The organism is Aquimarina spinulae (assembly GCF_943373825.1).
Lineage (GTDB): Bacteria > Bacteroidota > Bacteroidia > Flavobacteriales > Flavobacteriaceae > Aquimarina > Aquimarina spinulae.
The window spans coordinates 2,925,477-2,946,243 of sequence record NZ_CALSBP010000002.1; the positions used below are offsets into that span (position 1 = coordinate 2,925,477).

Sequence of the window (20,767 nt, forward strand, 5' to 3'; positions counted from 1 at the left end):
TTTGGCAAAAACGATTCGCATAGGTACTAGAGATAGTGAATTAGCACTTTGGCAAGCAAATACCGTACAAAAAAATTTAGAAGAACTTGGGTATAAAACTCACTTGATCCCTGTTAAATCAACCGGGGATATTATATTGGATAAACCATTATATGAACTTGGGATTACTGGGATTTTTACCAAAACATTGGATATAGCCATGTTACAAGGCGATATTGATATTGCAGTGCATTCTATGAAGGATGTTCCGACGATTCTACCAAAAGGAATTATAGAAGCAGCCGTTTTAAAACGCGCTAATGTAAATGATATTCTGGTCCATAAAGGGGTGGATTTTTTAGAAAATGAAGGCACAATTGCTACCGGAAGTCTTCGAAGAAAAGCACAATGGTTACATAAATACCCAACACATACAGTAGTTGATCTGCGTGGAAATGTAAATACGCGAATGCAAAAACTAACCGATAATGATTGGAATGGTGCCATATTTGCCGCTGCTGGATTAGAACGTATTGATCTAAAGCCAGATAATTATATTGATCTGGATTGGATGATTCCTGCACCAGCACAAGGAGCAATGTTAGTTGTAGCAAAAGAAGAAGATGAGTATTGTAGAGAGGCATTATCAAATTTAAATGATAACCCATCTGAAATATGTGTACGTATTGAACGCGAATTTTTACGAGAATTAGAAGGAGGCTGTACAGCACCAATAGGAGCACTAGCAGAAATTAAAGGGAATATTATCTACTTTAAAGGAGCTTTGTTTAGTCTAGACGGAAATGATAAGATCGAAGTGAATAAAGAAGTAAAAATAAGTGATGTAGATAATCTGGGAAAGATATGCGCCCAGGAGATATTGAATAACGGAGGACATGAATTGATGAAAGAGATAAAAGCAGAAATAGGATAGATTGGATACTTCACCAACAATACTCTCGACCAAAAAACTTTCTGCAACGCAGAAAGAGTTATTGCTAAATACGGGTCTTGGATTTGTCGAATATGAAGCCATTACTATTGAGATTTTAGAAATTACAATTAAGCATACAATCCAGAATGCAATTTTTACAAGCAAGAACGCCGTAAAAGCAATTAAAAACTCTGGAATGATCATTTCAAACTGTTTTTGTGTTGGAGATAACACTAAAAAGCTTTTAGAAGAAAATGGCTTAAATGTGGTAGAAATGGCTCAAAATGCATCTGATTTGGCTAAAATTATTATAAAAAAATACAAAAACGACTCTTTTTTGTTTTTCTGCGGAAACTTGAGAAGGGATGAATTGCCAGATCTTTTGAAACAAAATAATGTTGAGATAAAAGAGCGGATTGTATATAAAACACATTTAAAATCGAATAAATTCATCCGTTCGTTTGATGGAATATTGTTTTTTAGTCCTTCCGGAATTCAAAGCTATACTTCAGAAAATAAAATAGGAGAAAGTATTTCGTTTTGTATAGGAAACACAACTGCTTCTGAAGCTAAAAAGCATACAGATAATATTATTGTTGCAAATAAACCTACGGTAGAAAACGTCATTGTTCAAGCCGTAAAACATTTTACTAAAAAATAAATAATAAAGCAATTTTTGCAAAGTCGAAAATTCACGATAGCTATGACACAACTTAAAAACGACTTATTTCTTAGAGCACTAAAAGGAGAAACTGTAGAACGCCCACCAGTATGGATGATGCGTCAGGCAGGGCGATATTTACCAGAATTTCGTGCACTAAAAGCAAAATATGATTTTTTTACACGTTGTAGAACACCAGAATTGGCAGCAGAGATAACCGTACAACCTATAGATATCATTGGTCCAGATGCGGCAATCTTGTTTAGTGATATTTTGGTGATCCCACAAGCTATGAATATCGAGGTCGAAATGAAAGATGGAATTGGTCCCTGGCTTCCTAATCCAATTCGATCTTTGGCAGATGTAGAACAGGTAATTGTTCCCGATGTCTACGAAGAATTAGGATATGTAATGGATGCGATAAAACTAACCAAAGAACGTTTGGATAGTCGTGTTCCTTTAATTGGTTTTGCCGGTTCACCATGGACAATTCTATGTTATGCCGTACAGGGACAAGGGTCTAAAAACTTTGATAAAGCCAAAGAATTGTGTTTTGCACAACCAGAAGCAGCACATCAATTGTTGCAAAAAATTACAGATACTACTATTGCATATCTTAAAGCAAAAGTAGCAACAGGAGTTAATGCAGTTCAGGTATTTGATAGCTGGGGAGGGATGTTATCACCAGTAGATTACCAGGAATTCTCATGGAAATATATCCAGCAAATTGTAGATGCATTAAAAGCAGAAACCGAAGTAATCGTTTTCGGAAAAGGATGTTGGTTTGCATTACAAGAAATGGCGCAATCAGGAGCTGCTGCTCTTGGAGTAGACTGGACATGTTCTGCACGTAATGCTCGTTATCTTACAGGAGGAAATATAACACTACAAGGTAATTTTGATCCTTCTAGATTATTATCTCCGCCTGCAGAAATCAAAAAAATGGTTAAACAAATGATAGATGCTTTTGGTAAAGATCGTTATATCGCTAATTTAGGACATGGGATTTTACCTAATATTCCTGTAGAGAATGCTCAAGCCTTTGTAGATGCAGTAAAAGAATACCAAGCATAAGAATGAGTATAAGGAGTCTGTTAAAACGATTAAGTTTTAGGCAAATCCTTAGGTTAACAGGGATAATGTTTCAGAATCCTTTACTGGTCTATCCAACATTAAAAGCTACAAGGAGAACCATGATTATTTGTGATTTGCATTATGGAAAAGCACATCATAAAAACGGAAAAGCTAATGCTTTTCGACATGCGTTATGGAATATATTGATTTGTCATACTACTTTTAGAATAACCAAAAACAAAGAAAAATCTGTAAACTGGGCACAAAAAATAACTGATTTACATGAAAAACTAGCTCCAAATAAGCCAATAGAAACTGCAATGGATTTGCATAACAACGAAGTGGGTAGAAAATATTTTTTGGACCTAACTACTTATTTTGAAGAAGAAATAATCACTTTTTTAAAGGAAAACACTCAAAAAGCTAAGAAAGTAACAGATATTAAAGAAATACTGAATCATAAAGATAAATTGGTTTATCTTTTGGAGATCGATACTAGATCATGAAATATTTCCAAAATTGAAACAAAAATGATAAAAAGACTACTTATAGAAGGAGTTAATCAATCAAAAAAACAGTGACCAATGCTTAAAAATATCATTAACGGGATCAAAGCTTATTTCGGAACGTTTAAACTTATTTCAAAACTAGGATTATGGAAATTTTTTGCTGTACCTATTTTGATAAGTGTAATCACAGGATTATCTTTTATGGCATTAGTGTATTTCTTTTCAGATAATTTGGGCGCTTTAATTGCTCGGATTTGGGTTTGGGAATGGGGATCAGAAACATTTGCTACCATTAGCACATATATTGGAGGTTTATTGATCCTGGTGATAGGATTAATATTATATAAGCATATTGTAATGGCATTATCCGCACCATTTATGAGTCCGGTTTCAGAAAAAGTAGAAACGCATCTTCTGGGAGAAACAAATCATTCTCACCGTAATACATCTTTTAGTCAACAATTATCCAGAGGTATCCGTATTAACGTACGAAATCTATTTAGAGAATTATTATTTATGATTCCGTTAATTATTTTAAGTTTTATTCCGGTTATTGGTATTGTAGCAACAATATTAATTTTTCTGATACAAGCATATTATGTAGGTTTTGGTAATATGGACTATACTATGGAACGTCATTTTAATTATAAAGAAAGTGTCCAGTTTGTAAGAAAAAATAGAGGAACTGCCATTGGTAACGGAATTGTGTTTGTACTCATGTTATTTATCCCAATTATAGGATTTATTATCACCTTACCTATATCTGTGGTTGCAGCTTCTACCGAAACTGTAAAAATTTTGAAAGAAAAAGGATTAATCGAACTAAAGAACGCTTCTGAGGAGATTTCCAAAATTGAAGCATAATATCATAGCTAAATTCAATTGGCTTTTTAAGATCTGATAAAAAAATTATATAATTATAATGAAAGATAAGTTTTATCAATACATACAAGACTTACAAGATACTATAACCTCAAAATTAGAAGAAATAGATGGTAAAGCTAAATTTCAGGAAGATCTATGGGAGCGTTCTGAAGGAGGCGGAGGAAGAACCCGTGTGATCGAAAATGGAAATGTATTTGAAAAAGGAGGTGTGAATATTTCTGGAGTTCATGGGGCACTTCCCAAAGCCATGCAAAGCTATTTTAAAGTAGGTGAGGTTGACTTTTTTGCCTGTGGTTTATCATTAGTACTACATCCCAAAAATCCAATGGTACCGACAGTACATGCCAATTGGCGTTATTTTGAAATGTATGATAAAAACGGAACAATTGTAGATAGCTGGTTTGGAGGAGGACAGGATTTAACACCATACTATTTGTTTGATGAGGATGCAAGGCATTTTCACCAGGTATGTAAAAATTCTTGTGATAAACACGACCCAGATTTTTATACTGTATATAAAAAGAAATGTGATGAGTATTTCTATAATACACATCGCGGAGAAGGCCGTGGAGTAGGAGGTTTATTTTTTGATTATTGTAAGGCCAATGATGAGATGTCGATGCAAAACTGGTATGATTTTGTAACCGAAGTAGGAAATAGTTTTTTAGAAGCGTATACTCCAATTGTAGAAAAAAGAAAAGAGCTGCCATATACAGAAACGCAAAGAGATTGGCAGGAAATTCGACGTGGACGTTATGTAGAATTTAATCTGGTACATGATAAAGGAACTCTATTTGGGCTAAAAACTAATGGAAGAATAGAAAGTATTTTAATGAGTCTTCCTCCTCATGTACAATGGCGATATGATTACCACCCAGAAATGGGTAGCGAAGAAGCGCGATTAGTAGAAGTACTAACAAACCCTGTAGATTGGGTATAATACCTTTACAACTTGAATTTACTGTAGTAAAAAACATTTTTTCTTGATCAATTAGAGAAAGAGGATGTTAATTTTAACGTAAAAAAGTTTATTTCCAATTTAGACCATAGAGTATGATAATTGGCCGTTTTATCACATGGTGTAATGCCATATAATACTTACTTAAAACTTAAAATAGAAAGAAAAAATCAGTTAAAGTGCTTAAAAATTCGGCTGAATGACAATTATGTGGTTTTTTTTTATTAACTTGCAAGACAATCATTTAGGGCTTATCTATATAATGTTATAATAATTAACACAAATGCCTTATGAAAAAAATTCTACTATTGCTAATCGTAATCCTTATTGTAGGATGCGAATTTTTACCCAAAGAATCTAAGTTTTCTAAGTTTTCGAAAAACACAATCGAATTTAGAAATAATACTATTGTGCTTACCAGTGCCTATTCTAAAACATCTCCCGAAGAATTTAAAAGCAGATTAGATTCATTAGAAAATAAACCAAAGTTTAAAAAGGTTGCTTTACATGAATTGAAAAAAATAGAAGATAAAAAAGTAGATTTCGAACTATTTGTTGATGAAAATAATGTAGAAAACTACGTATTTATCTATACTTGTGATTTCTATCAGTTTGATGAACATAGAGCCGCTAGAGTCGTTGCTGCACTTAATGATCAATTGCAAGATGAATCTAATATTCAGGAAGTAAAATACAAAAGAATTCATGGTCGTTTTTTCTTTACTCCAACATCAAAAGTAGTTAAGCTTAAATATTTAAAAGCTTATAAAAAAGATAGAAAATTCCAGACAGAATATATTGTTGCTTCAAAATCCGGAGGAATCGGATTGTTGATTAGTAACCTAGAGGATATTGATTTTGAAAGTTCTATAAAGCGATTTGCTTCAAAATAAGATAAGGAGATAGTAATTTATCTTTTATCTTGCTTCTTTTCTAAAGATGATGCATAGAATAAAGATAGTTTTTGTTATTATTTTCATTGTGAGTTGTGCTCGTAGTGTAGAGCCAACGGTAGAAAATATTAATAAAATATTTACGTCTAAAGATTTTACTTTTGAGTTTAACAGCCATACCGGGGATAAAAAATCTCTTAGTTTTAGGAATGATTATCTAGTTTATAAAAGTGATAAACCTACATATCGCAGAGAAATAAGTTACGACGAGGTACTTTTGATTAATGACTTTATTCAAAAGATCGTTAATCGTCATTCTAAAATATTAGACCTCGAGACCTCCTCACATTATATTATAAAAAATACAGCGTATAAAGTAGTAATCATACCAGATCAGGAAGATTACTACTTTGATGCTTTACTTAAAACATTAAAACTTGATACGGTAAAATAAATAGTATTACTCAAAAAGTAATGAAAAAGAAGTCTCCTTATTAGGTATAGAATGAACCGTTAGACTACCTCCATGCATATGCATAATTTGTTTAGAAAGACTTAAGCCTATACCTGTACCATCGTTTTTTGTGGTATAAAAAGGTATAAATATCTGGCTCATGATATCAGGATGTATGCCCGGACCATTGTCTTTAACTGTTATATATTTTTTTCCTTCAGTAGTAATTCCAACAATAAACATAAGAGTTGCTTTTTCGGTATCTTTTAAAGCTTGAATTGCATTTTTACAAAGATTTAGCAATATCTGAGTAATTAGCTTTTCGTCTGCATAAATTTCGAGATCTTCTGTAGTAGTAAGCATGTCAAAAGAAATGATATTAAAATCAATCTCCTGGCTCATCAAAACTTTTACCTTCTCTAATAATTCATCTACTTTAATTATTTTCTTATCGGGTACAGGTACATTTAAGAAACTACGATATGACTGTACAAAACTCATTAAATCATTTCCCTGATTTTTGATTACTTCTAATCCTTTTGCAGTATTGTGGATTTTATTTTCATCAATTGCTGTAACTGGTATGATCCCACTTTTATCCTTATAATAACCCAAAATAGATTCTGATATTGAGGTGATGGGAGTAACAGAATTCATAATTTCATGAGTCAAAACTCTAATGAGTTTTATCCACGAATCTGTTTCTTTTTCGTCTAATTCGTTATGGATATCTTGTATGGTTATTAATCTTAAAACTTCGTTATTTAATACTATTTCTGAAGATTTAATAGCCAGTTGTATTGTCTCTCGCTCGTTGGTGAGTTGAAAAAGTTTTCGTTCGAATGGTTTAATATTATTAAATAAGTTATACAATTTTTTATCAACCTGTATTAGTTGTTTTATATGATTTAGAGGAGTATAATTTAGTAATTTTTCGACCTTAGGGTTGTTAAAAAGAATATGCCCTTTATGATTAAAAGTCAAAATACCAATTTCTGCTTGTTTTAGTATTTCCTGGTAATACTGTTCCTGTGTCTGGTTTTTTAAGTGTACTTTTCGAATTACATCATTAAGACTATTAAGACTCTGATTTAATTCGTTAAACGATTTTGGGCCTCCTTTTTCTGGAAATCGAAGTGTGAAATCTTCATTTTTAATTGAATTAAAAAAGTAGGCAATCTTTCTATTAGTATGGTTTAGATATTGGATTAAAAAAATCGTTTGTAATGAAAGTAATAATAGAACAAAAAAAGACAAAATATACAATTCTTTAAAAAACGCAAAGGCTAATATTAGTGCAGTTAAGGAAAGCATTACTACTCTTAGGATTAGTTTTGTATAGAGATTTTGGCTTACCATTAGTTTTCTGATTTTTTTATTTTGTTATATAAAGTCTGTCTAGAAATACCAAGTTGATTTGCAGCAGCACTATAGTTTCCATTATGTTTGTCAAGTGCTTTGGCAATCATGAGTCGTTCCATTTCATCAAGAGTCTCAGGACCTTTATCCAAAGAAACCCCGGGGCTATTACTCAATAAAAAATCTGTTGGTTTCAATACATTTCCTTCACATAAAATTACTGCTCTTTCTATTGTGTGTTGTAACTCTCTTACATTCCCTGGCCAGCGATATCCCATTAATTTTTCTTCGGCAGCAGTATTTATTCGAAGCGACGGTTTGCCATATTTTGTTGCGAATTTTTTTAAATAAAAATCTGCAAGTATCAGGATATCATTATCTCGTTCCCGCAATGGAGGTACTTCAATATGAATCGTATTTATCCTATATAATAAATCTTCGCGAAAAATACCTTCATCTACCATTTGATTAAGGTTGCAATTAGTGGCACAAACCAGGCGTATGTTTACGGAGATAGGTTTATTAGAACCAACCCTTACAACTGTTCTGTTTTGTATTGCAGATAATAGTTTGGCTTGTGTTTGTAGTGATAAGTTTCCGATTTCGTCAAGAAACAAAGAACCGTTGTTTGCTGCTTCAAACTTTCCTGCACGATCTTCTTTGGCGTCTGTAAAAGCTCCTTTGGTATGACCAAAAAGTTCACTTTCAAATAATGTTTCTGATATTGAGCCCATATCTACTCCAATAAAAATCTCGTTTTTTCGGGGAGACATCCTATGTAATTCTCTGGCTATTAGTTCTTTTCCTGTTCCATTTTCACCTGTGATTAAAACGTTAACATCTGTTTTTGCCACTTTTCTAACTAGGTTTAAGACAGCAGTTAGTGCTTTAGAATTACCAATAATATAGTTGCTGTCTTGATTGATAACCTGTTTTAGGTGGTTTTCTTTCTGTTTTAGTTCTTGTACTTCTTTTCTGGATTTACGAAGTAAAAAAGCAGACTTTATTGTAGCCAGTAGTTTTTCATTATTCCAGGGTTTTAATATAAAATCGGTAGCTCCTTCTTTTAACGCTTTTACAGCAAGATCGACAGCACCATAAGCCGTCATCATAATTACCGAAGTATGAGGAGCTTTTTTCTTTATTTCCCTAAGCCAGAATAAACCTTCATTTCCTGTATTGACACCAGCAGAAAAATTCATATCCAATGCCACAATATCATAATCACTTAGGTTGTGCAACGAAGAAATTTGATTGGGATTAGAAATTGTTTTAATGTGTTTGTACTCAAACTGCAATAAAATTTCTAATGCGCTTAAAACACTCTTATTATCATCAATGATTAAAATTTTTCCATCCTGCATCATTTATTATTTAAGTTACCATAGTAAAACTACAAATTTGAGACAGTACTCCTATAGAGGTGTAAAATTATTTGACACTATTTGTATAATAATTTTACATTTTAAAAATTCAATATAAATGCTTTTTAGGTTAACGTATTGATATGTAATGTTTTGTGTTTTTGGCACGGCATTAGGTTATGGTTTGGCATCAAAACGTTATTTAAGTGTTTATAAATGATAAAATCTAAAAACAAAATCTTATATTTTCTCTTGATCTTGATATCAAATACGATGTATTCTCAAGAATCATGGTCATTAGATGACTGTGTAGCCTATGCTGTAGATCATAATTTACAACTCAAGGATTTTAAATACAATCAGGATGCTAACAAAGAAACATATCGGCAATCGGTAAGAAATTTATTGCCAAGTATCAATGCATTTTCAGATTATAATATTCGATATGGAAGATCGGTAGATCCCAATAATAACAATATTGTAAACACTGATTTTTTCTCTAATAATTATAGGTTGAATGCAGAAATTGATTTGTTTAGAGGTTTTCAAAAAATAAACACAATCAAAGCTTCAAAATTTTTGAATAAAGCAGCGAATGAAGAAGCACTACATCAAAAATATCTATTGGCATTTAGAGTAATGTCTGCTTTTTATGATATTCAGTTTATGGAAGGGCTTTTAACCATTTCTAAAGAACAGGAAGAAGTATCCACTACTAATTATACACTTGTAAAAAGACAAGTAGAACTTGGTCAAAAAGCAAAAGCAGATTTGTACGAAGCAGAATCAGCTTTATTAGCCGATCAATTATTGGTTACTCAAAATGAGAATAATGTAGCAGCAGCAAAACTTAAACTTATACAAGAAATGAACTTAGAAGATGTTACTACTATTTCTATTCAATCTTCTCTTATAGAAGCCGATGATAATGTAGATATTTTTAAAGCAAATAGAGATTCTATTTACAGTAAAGCTGCAACTTTTGTTCCTATCATAAAAGCACAAGAGTTAAAAGCAAAAGCAGCCAAAAAGCAATTAGCCATAGCCAGAGGAGGCTTGTACCCCTCTCTGTCTTTTTTTGCAGGATATCAAACAGGATATTTTGAAACTAATGTTAATGACAATACAGGAAGAGTTATCTCTTTTAAAAATCAGATTAAAGATAATGTCTCAAAATATGTTGGAGTTTCGCTTAACATTCCTATCAGTAATGGGTGGTCAAATCGGTCACGTGTAAAACAGCAAAAGGTAGAAATGATGAGAGCAGACAATAATTTTGATATTCAAAAACAAGAACTGTTTAAGCTAATACAACAACTTGTTCAGGAAGGAGATGCACTACGTTCAGAATATCGACAGAGTTCGCAAAAAATGAACGCACAGGTATTAACTTTTAAGATAGCACAAAAGAGATATGAAAAAGGATTGATAAGTGCTATAGAACTTAACCAATCTAAAAACTTATTAGCCAACTCACAAAACGAAAACCTACAGGTACAATTACGTTTAAAAGTAAACGAAAGCACATTGGATTTTTATAATGGATTACCTGTTTTTAATATAAATAGAGCACAATAAAATGGATATAAAAATTGAAAAGAAAAAAGGGTTAAGACCTAAACATTATGGATACATTGCTATAGGTATAGTATTGTTTTTTGTAGGTTGGAAAATGGTATTCGGAAACTCGGCAGCTACATTTAGAACAGAAAAAGAAAAATTGTCGATAGCAGAAGTTTCTTTTGGGAAATTTGATGATTATATTACCATTAATGGTGCAGTAGCCCCAATAAGTACAATTTATATGGATGCTTATGAAGGAGGTAGAGTAACAGAAAAGCTTATCGAAGAAGGAGCGATGGTAAAAAAAGGAGATATTATATTAAGGTTAGAAAATAGTGCTCTTTATGAACAGATTTTGGCTAGTGAAAGTAATTTAGCATTGAAACAGAATGACCTTCGTTCTACAAAGTTGACTTTTGATTCTAGACAAGTAGAAGGCCAAAAAGATCTGGTAAGCTCAGAATATGAATTACAAAAACTAAAGCGAAATTATGAACAGAGTAAGGCTTTGTTCGATGATGAATTGATTTCTCGGGAAGAATATCTAATTTCAAAAGAAAACTATGAGTTATCCAAAAAACGACATGAAATAATTAAGCTTCAAACAGAACAAGATAAATCTCTTCGAGCTACTTCTTTATCAGGATTAGATACCGATCTTGAGCGTATGCAAAAAACACTTTCTATGGTGTATGAACGTTTGGATCATCTAAATGTAAGAGCTCCTGCCGATGGTCAATTAGGATTTTTAGATGCAGAAATAGGTCAAAACATAAGACAGGGACAACGCATAGGGCAGATAAATGTATTAACAGATTATAAAATAGAGGCAACGATAGACGAGCATTATATAGATAGAGTAAAAAGAGATTTAACCGGGGTGTTAGATCGTAATGGTAAAGAATATCAACTTCGTCTTCGTAAAGTATATCCCGAGGTACGCAACGGGAAATTTAAAGTAGACCTGGTTTTTGCAGATCAAAAACCCGAAACTATACGAACAGGGCAGAGCTATAATATAAAACTGCAACTAGGAGCATCAAATGATGCACTTTTACTACCTCGAGGAAGTTTTTTCCAGAGTACCGGAGGGCAATGGATTTTTGTTGTAGATGCTTCGGGCGAAGTAGCATGGAAAAGAGCCATACGTATAGGAAAACAAAACTCGAGATATTATGAATTACTCGAAGGACTGGAAGCAGGAGAAAAAGTAATTACTTCAAACTATGATAGTTTTGGAGACGCCGAAAAAATAATTTTAAAATAAATAGCATTTAGAAAATAAAATCAATCAAAAAATGATACAGATAGAGAACATAAAAAAGAGTTTTAGAACCGAGGAAGTCGAAACTCTGGCATTGAATAATGTAAATCTAAAAGTTGAAGCAGGAGAATTTGTAGCCATAATGGGACCATCGGGTTGTGGGAAATCTACTTTACTCAATATCATTGGTATGTTGGATAACCCTAATGAAGGGTATTATCACTTTAATGGTGAGGAAGTAGGTGGATTGAAAGAAAATCAACGTACCAAAATTAGAAAAGGAAACCTTGGATTTGTATTTCAGAGCTTTAATTTGATTGATGAACTTACCGTTTTTGAAAACGTAGAGCTCCCTTTGATTTATCTTAATATGAAAAAGAGCGAGCGAGAGCAAAAAGTAAAACAGGTATTAGAACGAATGAAAATTGCTCATCGCGAAAAACATTTCCCACAGCAACTATCAGGAGGGCAGCAGCAGCGAGTTGCTATTGCCAGAGCCGTAGTAACTAATGCCAAGCTTATCCTGGCCGATGAACCTACGGGAAATCTTGATTCTAAAAATGGTATCGAGGTTATGAACTTGCTTACCGAACTTAATCAGGAAGGAACTACCATTGTTATGGTAACACACTCAGACAGAGATTCGCATTATGCGCATAGAGTTATTAATCTGTTTGACGGACAAATTGTAACCGAAAGCCAAAACAAACCTTTTAAGGTTAATGGATAATACTCATTAAATAAACCATTAAAACCAAAGTCATGATAAAATATTTATACCACATAGCAATCGCAATATTACTTTTTTGTATCAATCTATGCCAGGCTCAATCAGAAACAATAGCTGTACAACATTTTGATAAAGTAATTATAAGTCCACATATCCAGGTGATTTTTATTGAAGGTGAAAAAGAAAGTGTTATGATCGAAAACACACGTGTACCACAGGAAAAAATTAATATCGAGGTAGCAGGAAATACACTTCGTATGTATTTGGATGGAGCCAAAACAACAACCAAAACAGTAAAAGCAAACGAAAATGGGTGGGAGAGAAAGAAACCTATCTATAAAGGAACCATGGTAACTGCTGTTATAACATATACTCAACTCAGAGAACTTTCAATACGAGGAGAAGAAATAATTGAATGTAAAAGTCCAATAAAAAGAGATGACTTCAGATTAAAAATCTATGGAGAATCTAAAATAACGATGAATTCATTAAAAGTAAACTCATTACGTGTTTCTATTTATGGAGAAAGTTACCTGGAAATTAAAGAAGGTAGTGTAAATGATCAAAAATATACAGTGTATGGTGAAGGAAAAGTGAACACTTTAGGGATGATTAACGAAAATACTAAGATCACAGCATATGGCGAAAGTAATTTTAGAGTAAAAGTCTCAGATCATTTAAAAGTTACGGCTTACGGAGAGGCAACTGTGGCTTATAATGGGAACCCTTCGATAAATAAAGGAATAATTTTAGGCGAAGCAACTATTCATAAAATAAATTAAACATCAGACCAATCAAAACCTAACATCAAAAAACGACAGTTATGTTAAAAAATCATTTGAAAATTGCTTGGAGAACTCTTCGTAAACGAAAAGTATTTGCTGCTATCAATATTTTGGGGTTAACCCTTGGTTTTGGATGTGCAATCTTAATTTTTCTATTTGTAAGCCACCATCTTCAATATGATAATTTTCATAACAATTCTGATCGTATTTATAGAGTTGTAACCGAGGAACATCGGGATGATGTCGATTATGAAGCAAGTGTACCGCCAGGTTTTGCTCAGAGCTTTAAAACAGATTATGATTATGCAGAAAAAGTTGCCAAAATATCAGTAAGACAGCATTGGCAGGTTAATGGTACAGATTATAGGTCTAATAGGCGTTTTCATGAAGATATAGTTTTTGCTGAACCTGATTTCTTCGAGATATTAAATTTTCCATTAATTGAAAAACTAGGAGATCATAGCCTGGAAGAACCAAACACAGCTTATATTACTGAAAGCTTTTCTAAAAAAATGTTTGGAGAAGAAAGTGCTTTAGGAAAAACATTCGTTTTAGAAAATGAAGAAACCATTCAAGTAATAGGAGTATTAAAAGAATTGCCAAAAACAACAGTAATTCAGGGAACAGTCTTTCCTTCGTATAAGACTTTAAAGAGTTATGATCAATTTTTATCCAGTAATTCATGGGGAGGGATTAGTAATGCATTGCAATGTTTTGTGTTACTTCGCCCTAATCAGGATATTGCCAAAATTGAAAACACATTAATATCACTGGTATCAAAAAACCGCCCTAAAAATAAAAATGTACACCGTTATAAACTACAACGATTAGATAATATTCATTTCAATAATAAGTATGGAGGAATCAATGTAAACCTACTTTGGGTTTTTGGGTTAATAGGCCTTTTTATCATTATAGTTGCTTGTATTAATTTTATTAATATTTCTACCGCACAAGCTTATACTCGTTCTAAAGAAATAGGAATTAGAAAAGTATTAGGAAGCTTCAGACAACATCTTTTTTGGCAATTTATTTCAGAAACATTTATCATTAGTCTTTTTGCAATAATATTAGGTTTGGTATTTGCCATATTGGTATTGCCGGCTTTTAACGAACTTTTTGATTTAGATCTCTCTATAACCTCTTTGCTTAATGTTAAAGTAGTAGGGTTTGTATTGATGTTGTTGATAGGTGTTTCACTTTTTGCAGGTAGTTATCCAGGAATTATACTGGCACGTATTCTCCCAACCTTGGCATTAAAAGGAAAACTTACGCAGAAAGATACAGGCGGAAAATTAACTCGAAAAGTATTGGTCACCTCTCAGTTTGCAATTTCTATCATATTTATTGTCGCAACTATTATTATCAGAAAACAAATTAGCTATGCCGTAAATGCAGATCTAGGATTCGATACAGAATCTATTGTGATTGTAGAAATTCCTGAAGATATAGAAACCGTAAAGTTAGAAGGTTTACAAGAACGAATCAATACTCTTTCTGGGGTGAAGAATAATACGGCTTGTTTAGCGAGCCCTGGAGCCTCAAGTAATAATTGGGGTACAGGGGTACGATATAATAATAGACCTGAAGTTGAAGAATTTTCAATTTCAGCAAAATTAGCGGATAAAGATTACCTTAATACATTTAATCTTAAACTGGTTGCTGGGCGTAATTTTTATCGTACAGACTCGATCTCAGAAGTCGTTGTGAACGAAAAACTTGCTCAGAAATTAGGCCTTGTAAATTCCCAAGAATTAATAGGCAAACAAGTAGAGTTCAACGGTGCTACAATTAAAGCATCCATTGTAGGAGTAGTTGCCGATTTTCATGATAGGAATTTTCATGAAACAAAGAGTCCTGTATTTATTGCTCCTCAATCTAATGCATATAACGAATTAGCTATTAAAGTTTATAGCCAAAATGCTAAAGCCACTTTAGAAGGAATAGAAAGACTTTGGAAAGAGACTTTTCCAAAATATATCTATGAATTTGATTTTCTGGATGAGCGTGTAGCCCAACAGTATCAGGAAGAACAAAGATTTTTACTGATGTCAAAGTTGTTTTCGGGATTAGCTATTTTTATTAGTTGTCTGGGGCTTTATGGATTGATTTCTTTTTTCGTAGCTCAAAGAAGGAAAGAAATTGGAATTAGAAAAGTCCTGGGAGGTAAAGTTGGAGACATTTTATTATTGTTCACACAGGACTTCTTAAAACTAATTTTTGTTGCAGGCATAGTAGCATCACCGCTAGCTTGGTATGTTATGAATAATTGGCTTGAAAATTATAAATATAGAATAACAATTGATTGGTGGGTTTTTGCACTGGCCATAGGAGCAACTGCTATAATTACTATGGTTACTATTAGCTATCAAGCTATAAAAGCGGCTACTGTTAACCCTATAAAAAGTTTACGAATAGAATAAACAATTAATAACCTGTTTGGTTTTTTGTACCTGACAGTTTTTGAAAATAGATGATATATTATGTTTAAGAATTATTTAAAAATTGCTTGGAGAAACCTATTAAAAAACAAGGGATATTCTGTTATAAATATAGGAGGTCTCGCTATAGGAATGACTTGCTTTTTGCTTATAACGTTGTTTATAAGGAACGAACTTTCTTATGATAGTTATCATGAAAATGCTGATAATATATATAGAGTAGTTCACCATAGTAATAAAGATGATATAGAAGGTGGTTGGATATGGGGGAATGCACCAGTAGGGCCAGCTTTAAAAAATGATTTTTCAGAAGTTGTTGAAAAAGTTCAATTTTCAGGAAGATCCGATGTTTTATTAAATTATAACGAACGTTCTTTTCAAGAAGCTAACTGTTTTTATGTAGATCCAACGGTATTTGATGTATTTAGTTGGCCTTTAGTTTCAGGAAACCCAAATACAGCTTTAAAAGCACCATATTCTATAGTATTAACCGAAAGTATAGCAAAAAAATATTTTGGTAATGAAGATCCTATGGGTAAAAGCATCAATGGCTTTGGAGGTAGAGCTAGTGATGGCCTCTACACAGTTACTGGTATAATGAAAGATGTGCCTTCTAATTCACATTTTTCTTTTGATATACTCATGTCTATGAGCTCTTTTCATCAAACTAGACCCGATATTTTTGATGCTTGGGGATATGTAGATTTTTATACCTATTTTTTGGTAGCAGATAATTTTGACCAAGCAGCGTTTCAAGCCAAGATACCTGGATTTTTGAAAAAAAACAGACCTTCTGAAGAAGGTGAATATTATTATAACATTTCATTCGAACCGTTAAAAGATACATATTTAAGTTCCAGCGCTGCTCGACAACCAGGGATAACAGGTAATTTATCTAATATTTACATTTTTGTGATTATTGGATTTTTCATACTTATAATTGCTTGTATTAATTTTATGAACCTTGCTACTGCCCGTTCGCTAGAAAGAGCAAAAGAAGTTGGAGTAAGAAAAGTAATTGGAGCAGATAAAAAAAGCTTGATTTATCAGTTTTTAGGAGAGTCATTGCTTATGGTTTTTTTATCCGCAATAATAGGTTTGGTATTGGTTATTATATGTCTTCCTTGGATGAACACTATAACAGGAAAGCAATTTTTAGTCAATGAGATTTTTAATGGCATTACACTTTCATTGTATTTCGGAACGGCATTAGTTACAGGAATATTAGCAGGAAGTTACCCCGCTTTTATATTGTCTAATTTTAAACCATCAAGTGTACTTAAAGGAGTTTTTAGAACTTCAAAAAAAGGAGTTAACCTAAGAAAAGGGCTTGTTGTATTTCAATTTAGTCTTTCTATCGCTTTAATAGCAAGTACTGTAATAGTATATTCTCAATTGGATTATATGCTAAATAAGAATCTGGGTTTTGATAGAGAGCAACAGTTGGTTATTGATTTCAATTGGGATGGTCAAGTACGTGATAACATAGAAACCATTAAAAGTGAATTTTTAAATCATCCAGATATTAGTTCAGTTTCAGCTTCAAGAACAGTCCCTGGAGGCCATTTCCCGGCAGCAGGAACCAATATAGAAACCAAAGAGGGTCCAATGAAATCTTTTAGTCCTTTTTTATATGAAGTTGATGTTGATTTTATACCTCATTATGATATTGAAGTAGTTGCTGGTAGAGCTTACTCAAGGGACTTTGCAACAGATACTATTTCTTCTATGGTTATTAATGAAGCAGCAGCTAAAAGTTTTGGATATGCAGATCCATTAGAAATTATAGGAAAACGTTTTGAACAATGGGGCAAAGAAGGTACAATTATAGGGGTAGTAAAAGATTTTAATTATTTATCCTTACACCAAGAAGTAGCCCCCTTAACATTACGATTAGAACCTGAGAGTAGTAGGTATTTTTCTTTACAAATAAAATCTCAAAATCTTCAGGCGACTATTAAAGATATAGAAGATAAATGGTCTGCTTTAGTTCCTCATCGTCCGTTTTTATATAGTTTTTTAGATGACTCTTTTAATACACAGTATGAAGCTGATTTTAAGTTTAAGAAACTATTTACCATATTTTCATTTCTAGCTATTCTAATAGCTTGTTTAGGTTTATTAGGCTTAGCCATTTATAGTGCTATGCAAAGAACTAAAGAAATAGGCGTTCGAAAAGTATTAGGTGCCGAGGTTACAAGTATAGTAACGCTTTTATCTAAAGACTTTATCAAGTTAGTAGGCATTGCAATTCTTATTGCTACACCGTTTTCTTGGTATGCGATGAATAAATGGCTTAATGTGTATGCGTATAGAGTGGAAGTAAATTGGTGGGTTTTTGCCTTAGCAGGATTCTTGGCCTTAACAATAGCATTAATGACAGTTAGTTTTCATGCCATTAAAGCGGCTAGAACAAACCCAATCAAAAGCTTGCGAACAGAATAAATCATCAAAAAACGATAGTTATGTTTAAAAATCACTTAAAAATAGCCTGGAGAAATCTAAAAAAACAACCCTTTTTTACTTTTCTAAATACGTTTGGTCTTGCAATTGGTATGGTAGGTGGACTACTGATTTCATTATACATCTACGATGAATTGAGTTTTGATAAGATGTTTGCAGATGCTGATCGGATCTATAGGATAAATGTAGATGTAAAATTTGGAGGAAACGCCGAAGAATATGCAGAAGTATCTGCTCCTATGGCCGAAGCTATGAAAAGAGATTACCCACAGATAGAAATGGCCACACGATTTAGGAATTTGAGGAGTGTGTTTATCAGAAAAAGTGATACCGAGTTAAATATAAAAGAAACAAGAGCTGCTTATGTAGATACCACTTTTTTCGAAATGTTTGGTTTTGATTTGTTGGTAGGAAACCCCAAGACAGCTCTAAAAGAACCTAATACTTTGATCCTAACCAAAACTGCAGCAGAAAAACACTTTGGGATAAACGAAGCTTTAGGACAAAATGTGATATTAGACAATAGGGATACATATACAGTAGTAGGTGTTATAGATGATATGCCAAAGAATTCTTTCATTAGAAACCACAATATTTTTATTGCGATGGCCGGATATGAAGATGCTACCTCTACCGAATGGGGGAACCATAATTATCCAACTTTTATTAAGTTAAAACCGGGTGCAGATATCAAAGATTTTGATACTTTTTTAGAATCTGCATTAAGAGATTATGTAATTCCTGGAGTACAAAAATATTCCCCAGGGATAACAGAAGAGCAATTTTTGGCTTCAGGAAATTATCTTAATTTTAGCACCATAGCCTTAACAGATATTCATCTACATTCTAGTAGGTATCCAGAATTAAGTGCAAATGGTGATATTCAAAACGTTTATATTCTTTCTTTTATCGCATTATTTTTGATTATTCTGGCAAGTGTTAATTTCATGAACCTATCTACTGCGCATTCTCTTAAGAGGGCAAAAGAAGTAGGAGTTCGTAAGACATTAGGTTCTAATAAATCAGAGCTCATCAGACAGTTTTTGATAGAATCTGGGTTGATTTCTTTTATGTCATTAGTACTAGCCATTATAGTAGCTTCAATTTCGGTTCCTTTTTTTAATGAACTTGCAGGGAAAGAAATTTCCATACCGTTTACCAATCCTTTTTTCTGGTTGATTTTGCTGGTTTCAGTAATAGTATTAAGTCTTTTTTCGGGGAGTTATCCTGCATTTTTTATGTCAAAATTTAAGCCTATACAGGCATTAAAGGGTATAACCGAAAATGGTATAGGAGGAGGAAAAATAAGAAATTCCTTGGTTGTTTTTCAGTTTGCTATTTCTGTGTTTTTGATTATAAGTACTCTGGTTGTTTTTCAACAATTAAAATTTATTCAAAACAAGGATTTGGGATTTACAAAAGATCAGGTTTTAATTATAAATGATGTGTATGCTACCGAAAACAAAATAGCATCGTTTAAAGAAGAAGTACAGCAATTAGCTCAGGTAAAAAATACATCGGTAAGTGGCTTTTTACCAACACCTTCATTTCGAGGTAATAGTACATTTTATAGAGAAGGGTTAAAAAATGATCATGAAAAAGCAATCAATATGAGTGATTGGAATGTTGATTTTGATTATGTGTCAACTCTAAATTTAGAAATCATTGCAGGACGTGATTTTAATCGACAATTTAGTACAGATTCTACGGCCATGATTCTTAATGAATCGGCTGTAGCTGTTTTAGGAGTAACACCAAAAGAAGCACTTGGGATACGATTATCATCGGATTATGATGGAGGTGAAGTTATATTTAGAACTGTAGTAGGAGTTGTTAAGGATTTTCATTACGAATCTTTAAGAAGAGATATTGATGCGTTGAGCCTTTCGCTGAACAATAGTCTTGGATCAATGGCAGTAAAACTTAATGCCGGAGATTTCTCTAATACTATAGCGCAAATTGAAACTATCTGGAACAGAATATCTCCAGATCAGCCTTTCGATTATTATTTCATGGATGAATCTTTCAATACGACTTATCAAGCAGAACAACGATTGGGTCGAATTTTTATCATATTTACCATTCTATCTATTCTAATTGCTTGTCTTGGACTATTTGGTCTGGCTGCATTTAATGCAGAAAAACGAACCAAAGAAATAGGAGTAAGAAAAGTACTAGGTGCTAGTGTAAGTCAAATAACATATAGACTTACCATTGATTTTCTTAAACTCGTTGGGATAGCAATATTGATATCTCTACCATTAGGATGGTTTGCAATGAGTAAGTGGCTAGAAGATTTTTCATACCGAATAGAAATTAGTTGGTGGGTATTGATTATCGCAGCTTTTCTTGCCGTCGGGATTTCGATATTGACTGTGAGCTATCAAAGTATTAAAGCAGCAATTGTCAATCCAGTAAAAAGCTTGCGAACAGAATAAATTATCATCAAAA

The 20,767-nt window shown here is 32.8% G+C and carries 17 protein-coding genes; 15 read left to right on the plus strand and 2 right to left on the minus strand.

Features of this window, described 5'->3' with window-relative positions; translation table 11 throughout:
• Position 1: 1 nt before the first annotated feature.
• The 8 genes from hemC (at position 2) to NNH57_RS18460 (ending at position 6,347) form a co-directional block, all read left to right on the plus strand.
• Complete coding sequence (gene hemC / locus NNH57_RS18425; protein ID WP_074405663.1) at positions 2-913, plus strand: hydroxymethylbilane synthase; 912 nt, start codon at positions 2-4, stop codon at positions 911-913.
• Position 914: 1 nt separating this feature from the next.
• Complete coding sequence (locus tag NNH57_RS18430; RefSeq protein ID WP_108808099.1) at positions 915-1,574, plus strand: uroporphyrinogen-III synthase; 660 nt, start codon at positions 915-917, stop codon at positions 1,572-1,574.
• A 42-nt stretch (positions 1,575-1,616) separates the two neighbouring features.
• The gene (hemE, locus tag NNH57_RS18435; protein ID WP_074405662.1) at positions 1,617-2,648 is read left to right on the plus strand and encodes a uroporphyrinogen decarboxylase; all 1,032 of its coding nucleotides are present in this window, start codon (positions 1,617-1,619) and stop codon (positions 2,646-2,648) included.
• A 2-nt stretch (positions 2,649-2,650) separates the two neighbouring features.
• Positions 2,651-3,154 carry a DUF6973 domain-containing protein gene (locus NNH57_RS18440; protein ID WP_132065958.1) on the plus strand — a complete coding sequence of 168 codons (504 nt, stop codon included), beginning with the start codon at positions 2,651-2,653 and terminating at the stop codon, positions 3,152-3,154.
• A gap of 78 nt (positions 3,155-3,232) precedes the next feature.
• Positions 3,233-4,021, plus strand: a complete 789-nt coding sequence (locus NNH57_RS18445; protein ID WP_074405660.1) for an EI24 domain-containing protein — start codon at positions 3,233-3,235, stop codon at positions 4,019-4,021.
• Between the two features lie 58 nt (positions 4,022-4,079).
• Entirely contained in the window at positions 4,080-4,982 is a 903-nt protein-coding gene (gene hemF / locus NNH57_RS18450) for an oxygen-dependent coproporphyrinogen oxidase (RefSeq protein WP_108808097.1), read from the plus strand.
• Between the two features lie 308 nt (positions 4,983-5,290).
• Positions 5,291-5,893, plus strand: coding sequence for a hypothetical protein (locus NNH57_RS18455; protein ID WP_025665230.1), 603 nt, complete (start codon positions 5,291-5,293; stop codon positions 5,891-5,893).
• Positions 5,894-5,939: 46 nt separating this feature from the next.
• Entirely contained in the window at positions 5,940-6,347 is a 408-nt protein-coding gene (locus tag NNH57_RS18460; RefSeq protein ID WP_074405658.1) for a hypothetical protein, read from the plus strand.
• Between the two features lie 6 nt (positions 6,348-6,353).
• Here the strand turns inward: NNH57_RS18460 and NNH57_RS18465 are convergent, their stop codons facing one another.
• Both NNH57_RS18465 and NNH57_RS18470 read right to left on the minus strand, forming a co-directional pair.
• Complete coding sequence (locus tag NNH57_RS18465) at positions 6,354-7,706, minus strand: sensor histidine kinase (protein WP_074405657.1); 1,353 nt, start codon at positions 7,704-7,706, stop codon at positions 6,354-6,356.
• A complete protein-coding gene (locus NNH57_RS18470) occupies positions 7,706-9,070 on the minus strand; it encodes a sigma-54-dependent transcriptional regulator (RefSeq protein WP_074406746.1) in 1,365 nt (454 codons plus the stop codon). The genes NNH57_RS18465 and NNH57_RS18470 overlap by 1 nt, the downstream gene beginning before the upstream one ends.
• A gap of 273 nt (positions 9,071-9,343) precedes the next feature.
• On the opposite strand from NNH57_RS18470, the gene NNH57_RS18475 reads away from it, so the two are divergent.
• The 7 genes from NNH57_RS18475 to NNH57_RS18505 are packed head-to-tail and all read left to right on the plus strand — an operon-like array spanning position 9,344 to position 20,754.
• Entirely contained in the window at positions 9,344-10,648 is a 1,305-nt protein-coding gene (locus tag NNH57_RS18475; protein ID WP_074405656.1) for a TolC family protein, read from the plus strand.
• A 1-nt stretch (position 10,649) separates the two neighbouring features.
• Complete coding sequence (locus NNH57_RS18480) at positions 10,650-11,900, plus strand: efflux RND transporter periplasmic adaptor subunit (RefSeq protein ID WP_074405655.1); 1,251 nt, start codon at positions 10,650-10,652, stop codon at positions 11,898-11,900.
• A 31-nt stretch (positions 11,901-11,931) separates the two neighbouring features.
• Positions 11,932-12,627: an ABC transporter ATP-binding protein gene (locus NNH57_RS18485; RefSeq protein WP_025665224.1), complete on the plus strand. Its 696-nt coding sequence runs from the start codon at positions 11,932-11,934 to the stop codon at positions 12,625-12,627.
• A gap of 32 nt (positions 12,628-12,659) precedes the next feature.
• Positions 12,660-13,409 carry a head GIN domain-containing protein gene (locus tag NNH57_RS18490; protein ID WP_108808096.1) on the plus strand — a complete coding sequence of 250 codons (750 nt, stop codon included), beginning with the start codon at positions 12,660-12,662 and terminating at the stop codon, positions 13,407-13,409.
• A gap of 41 nt (positions 13,410-13,450) precedes the next feature.
• The gene (locus NNH57_RS18495) at positions 13,451-15,835 is read left to right on the plus strand and encodes an ABC transporter permease (RefSeq protein ID WP_108808095.1); all 2,385 of its coding nucleotides are present in this window, start codon (positions 13,451-13,453) and stop codon (positions 15,833-15,835) included.
• Between the two features lie 60 nt (positions 15,836-15,895).
• The gene (locus NNH57_RS18500; protein ID WP_108808094.1) at positions 15,896-18,298 is read left to right on the plus strand and encodes an ABC transporter permease; all 2,403 of its coding nucleotides are present in this window, start codon (positions 15,896-15,898) and stop codon (positions 18,296-18,298) included.
• A gap of 20 nt (positions 18,299-18,318) precedes the next feature.
• A complete protein-coding gene (locus tag NNH57_RS18505) occupies positions 18,319-20,754 on the plus strand; it encodes an ABC transporter permease (RefSeq protein WP_074405651.1) in 2,436 nt (811 codons plus the stop codon).
• Positions 20,755-20,767: the final 13 nt, after the last annotated feature.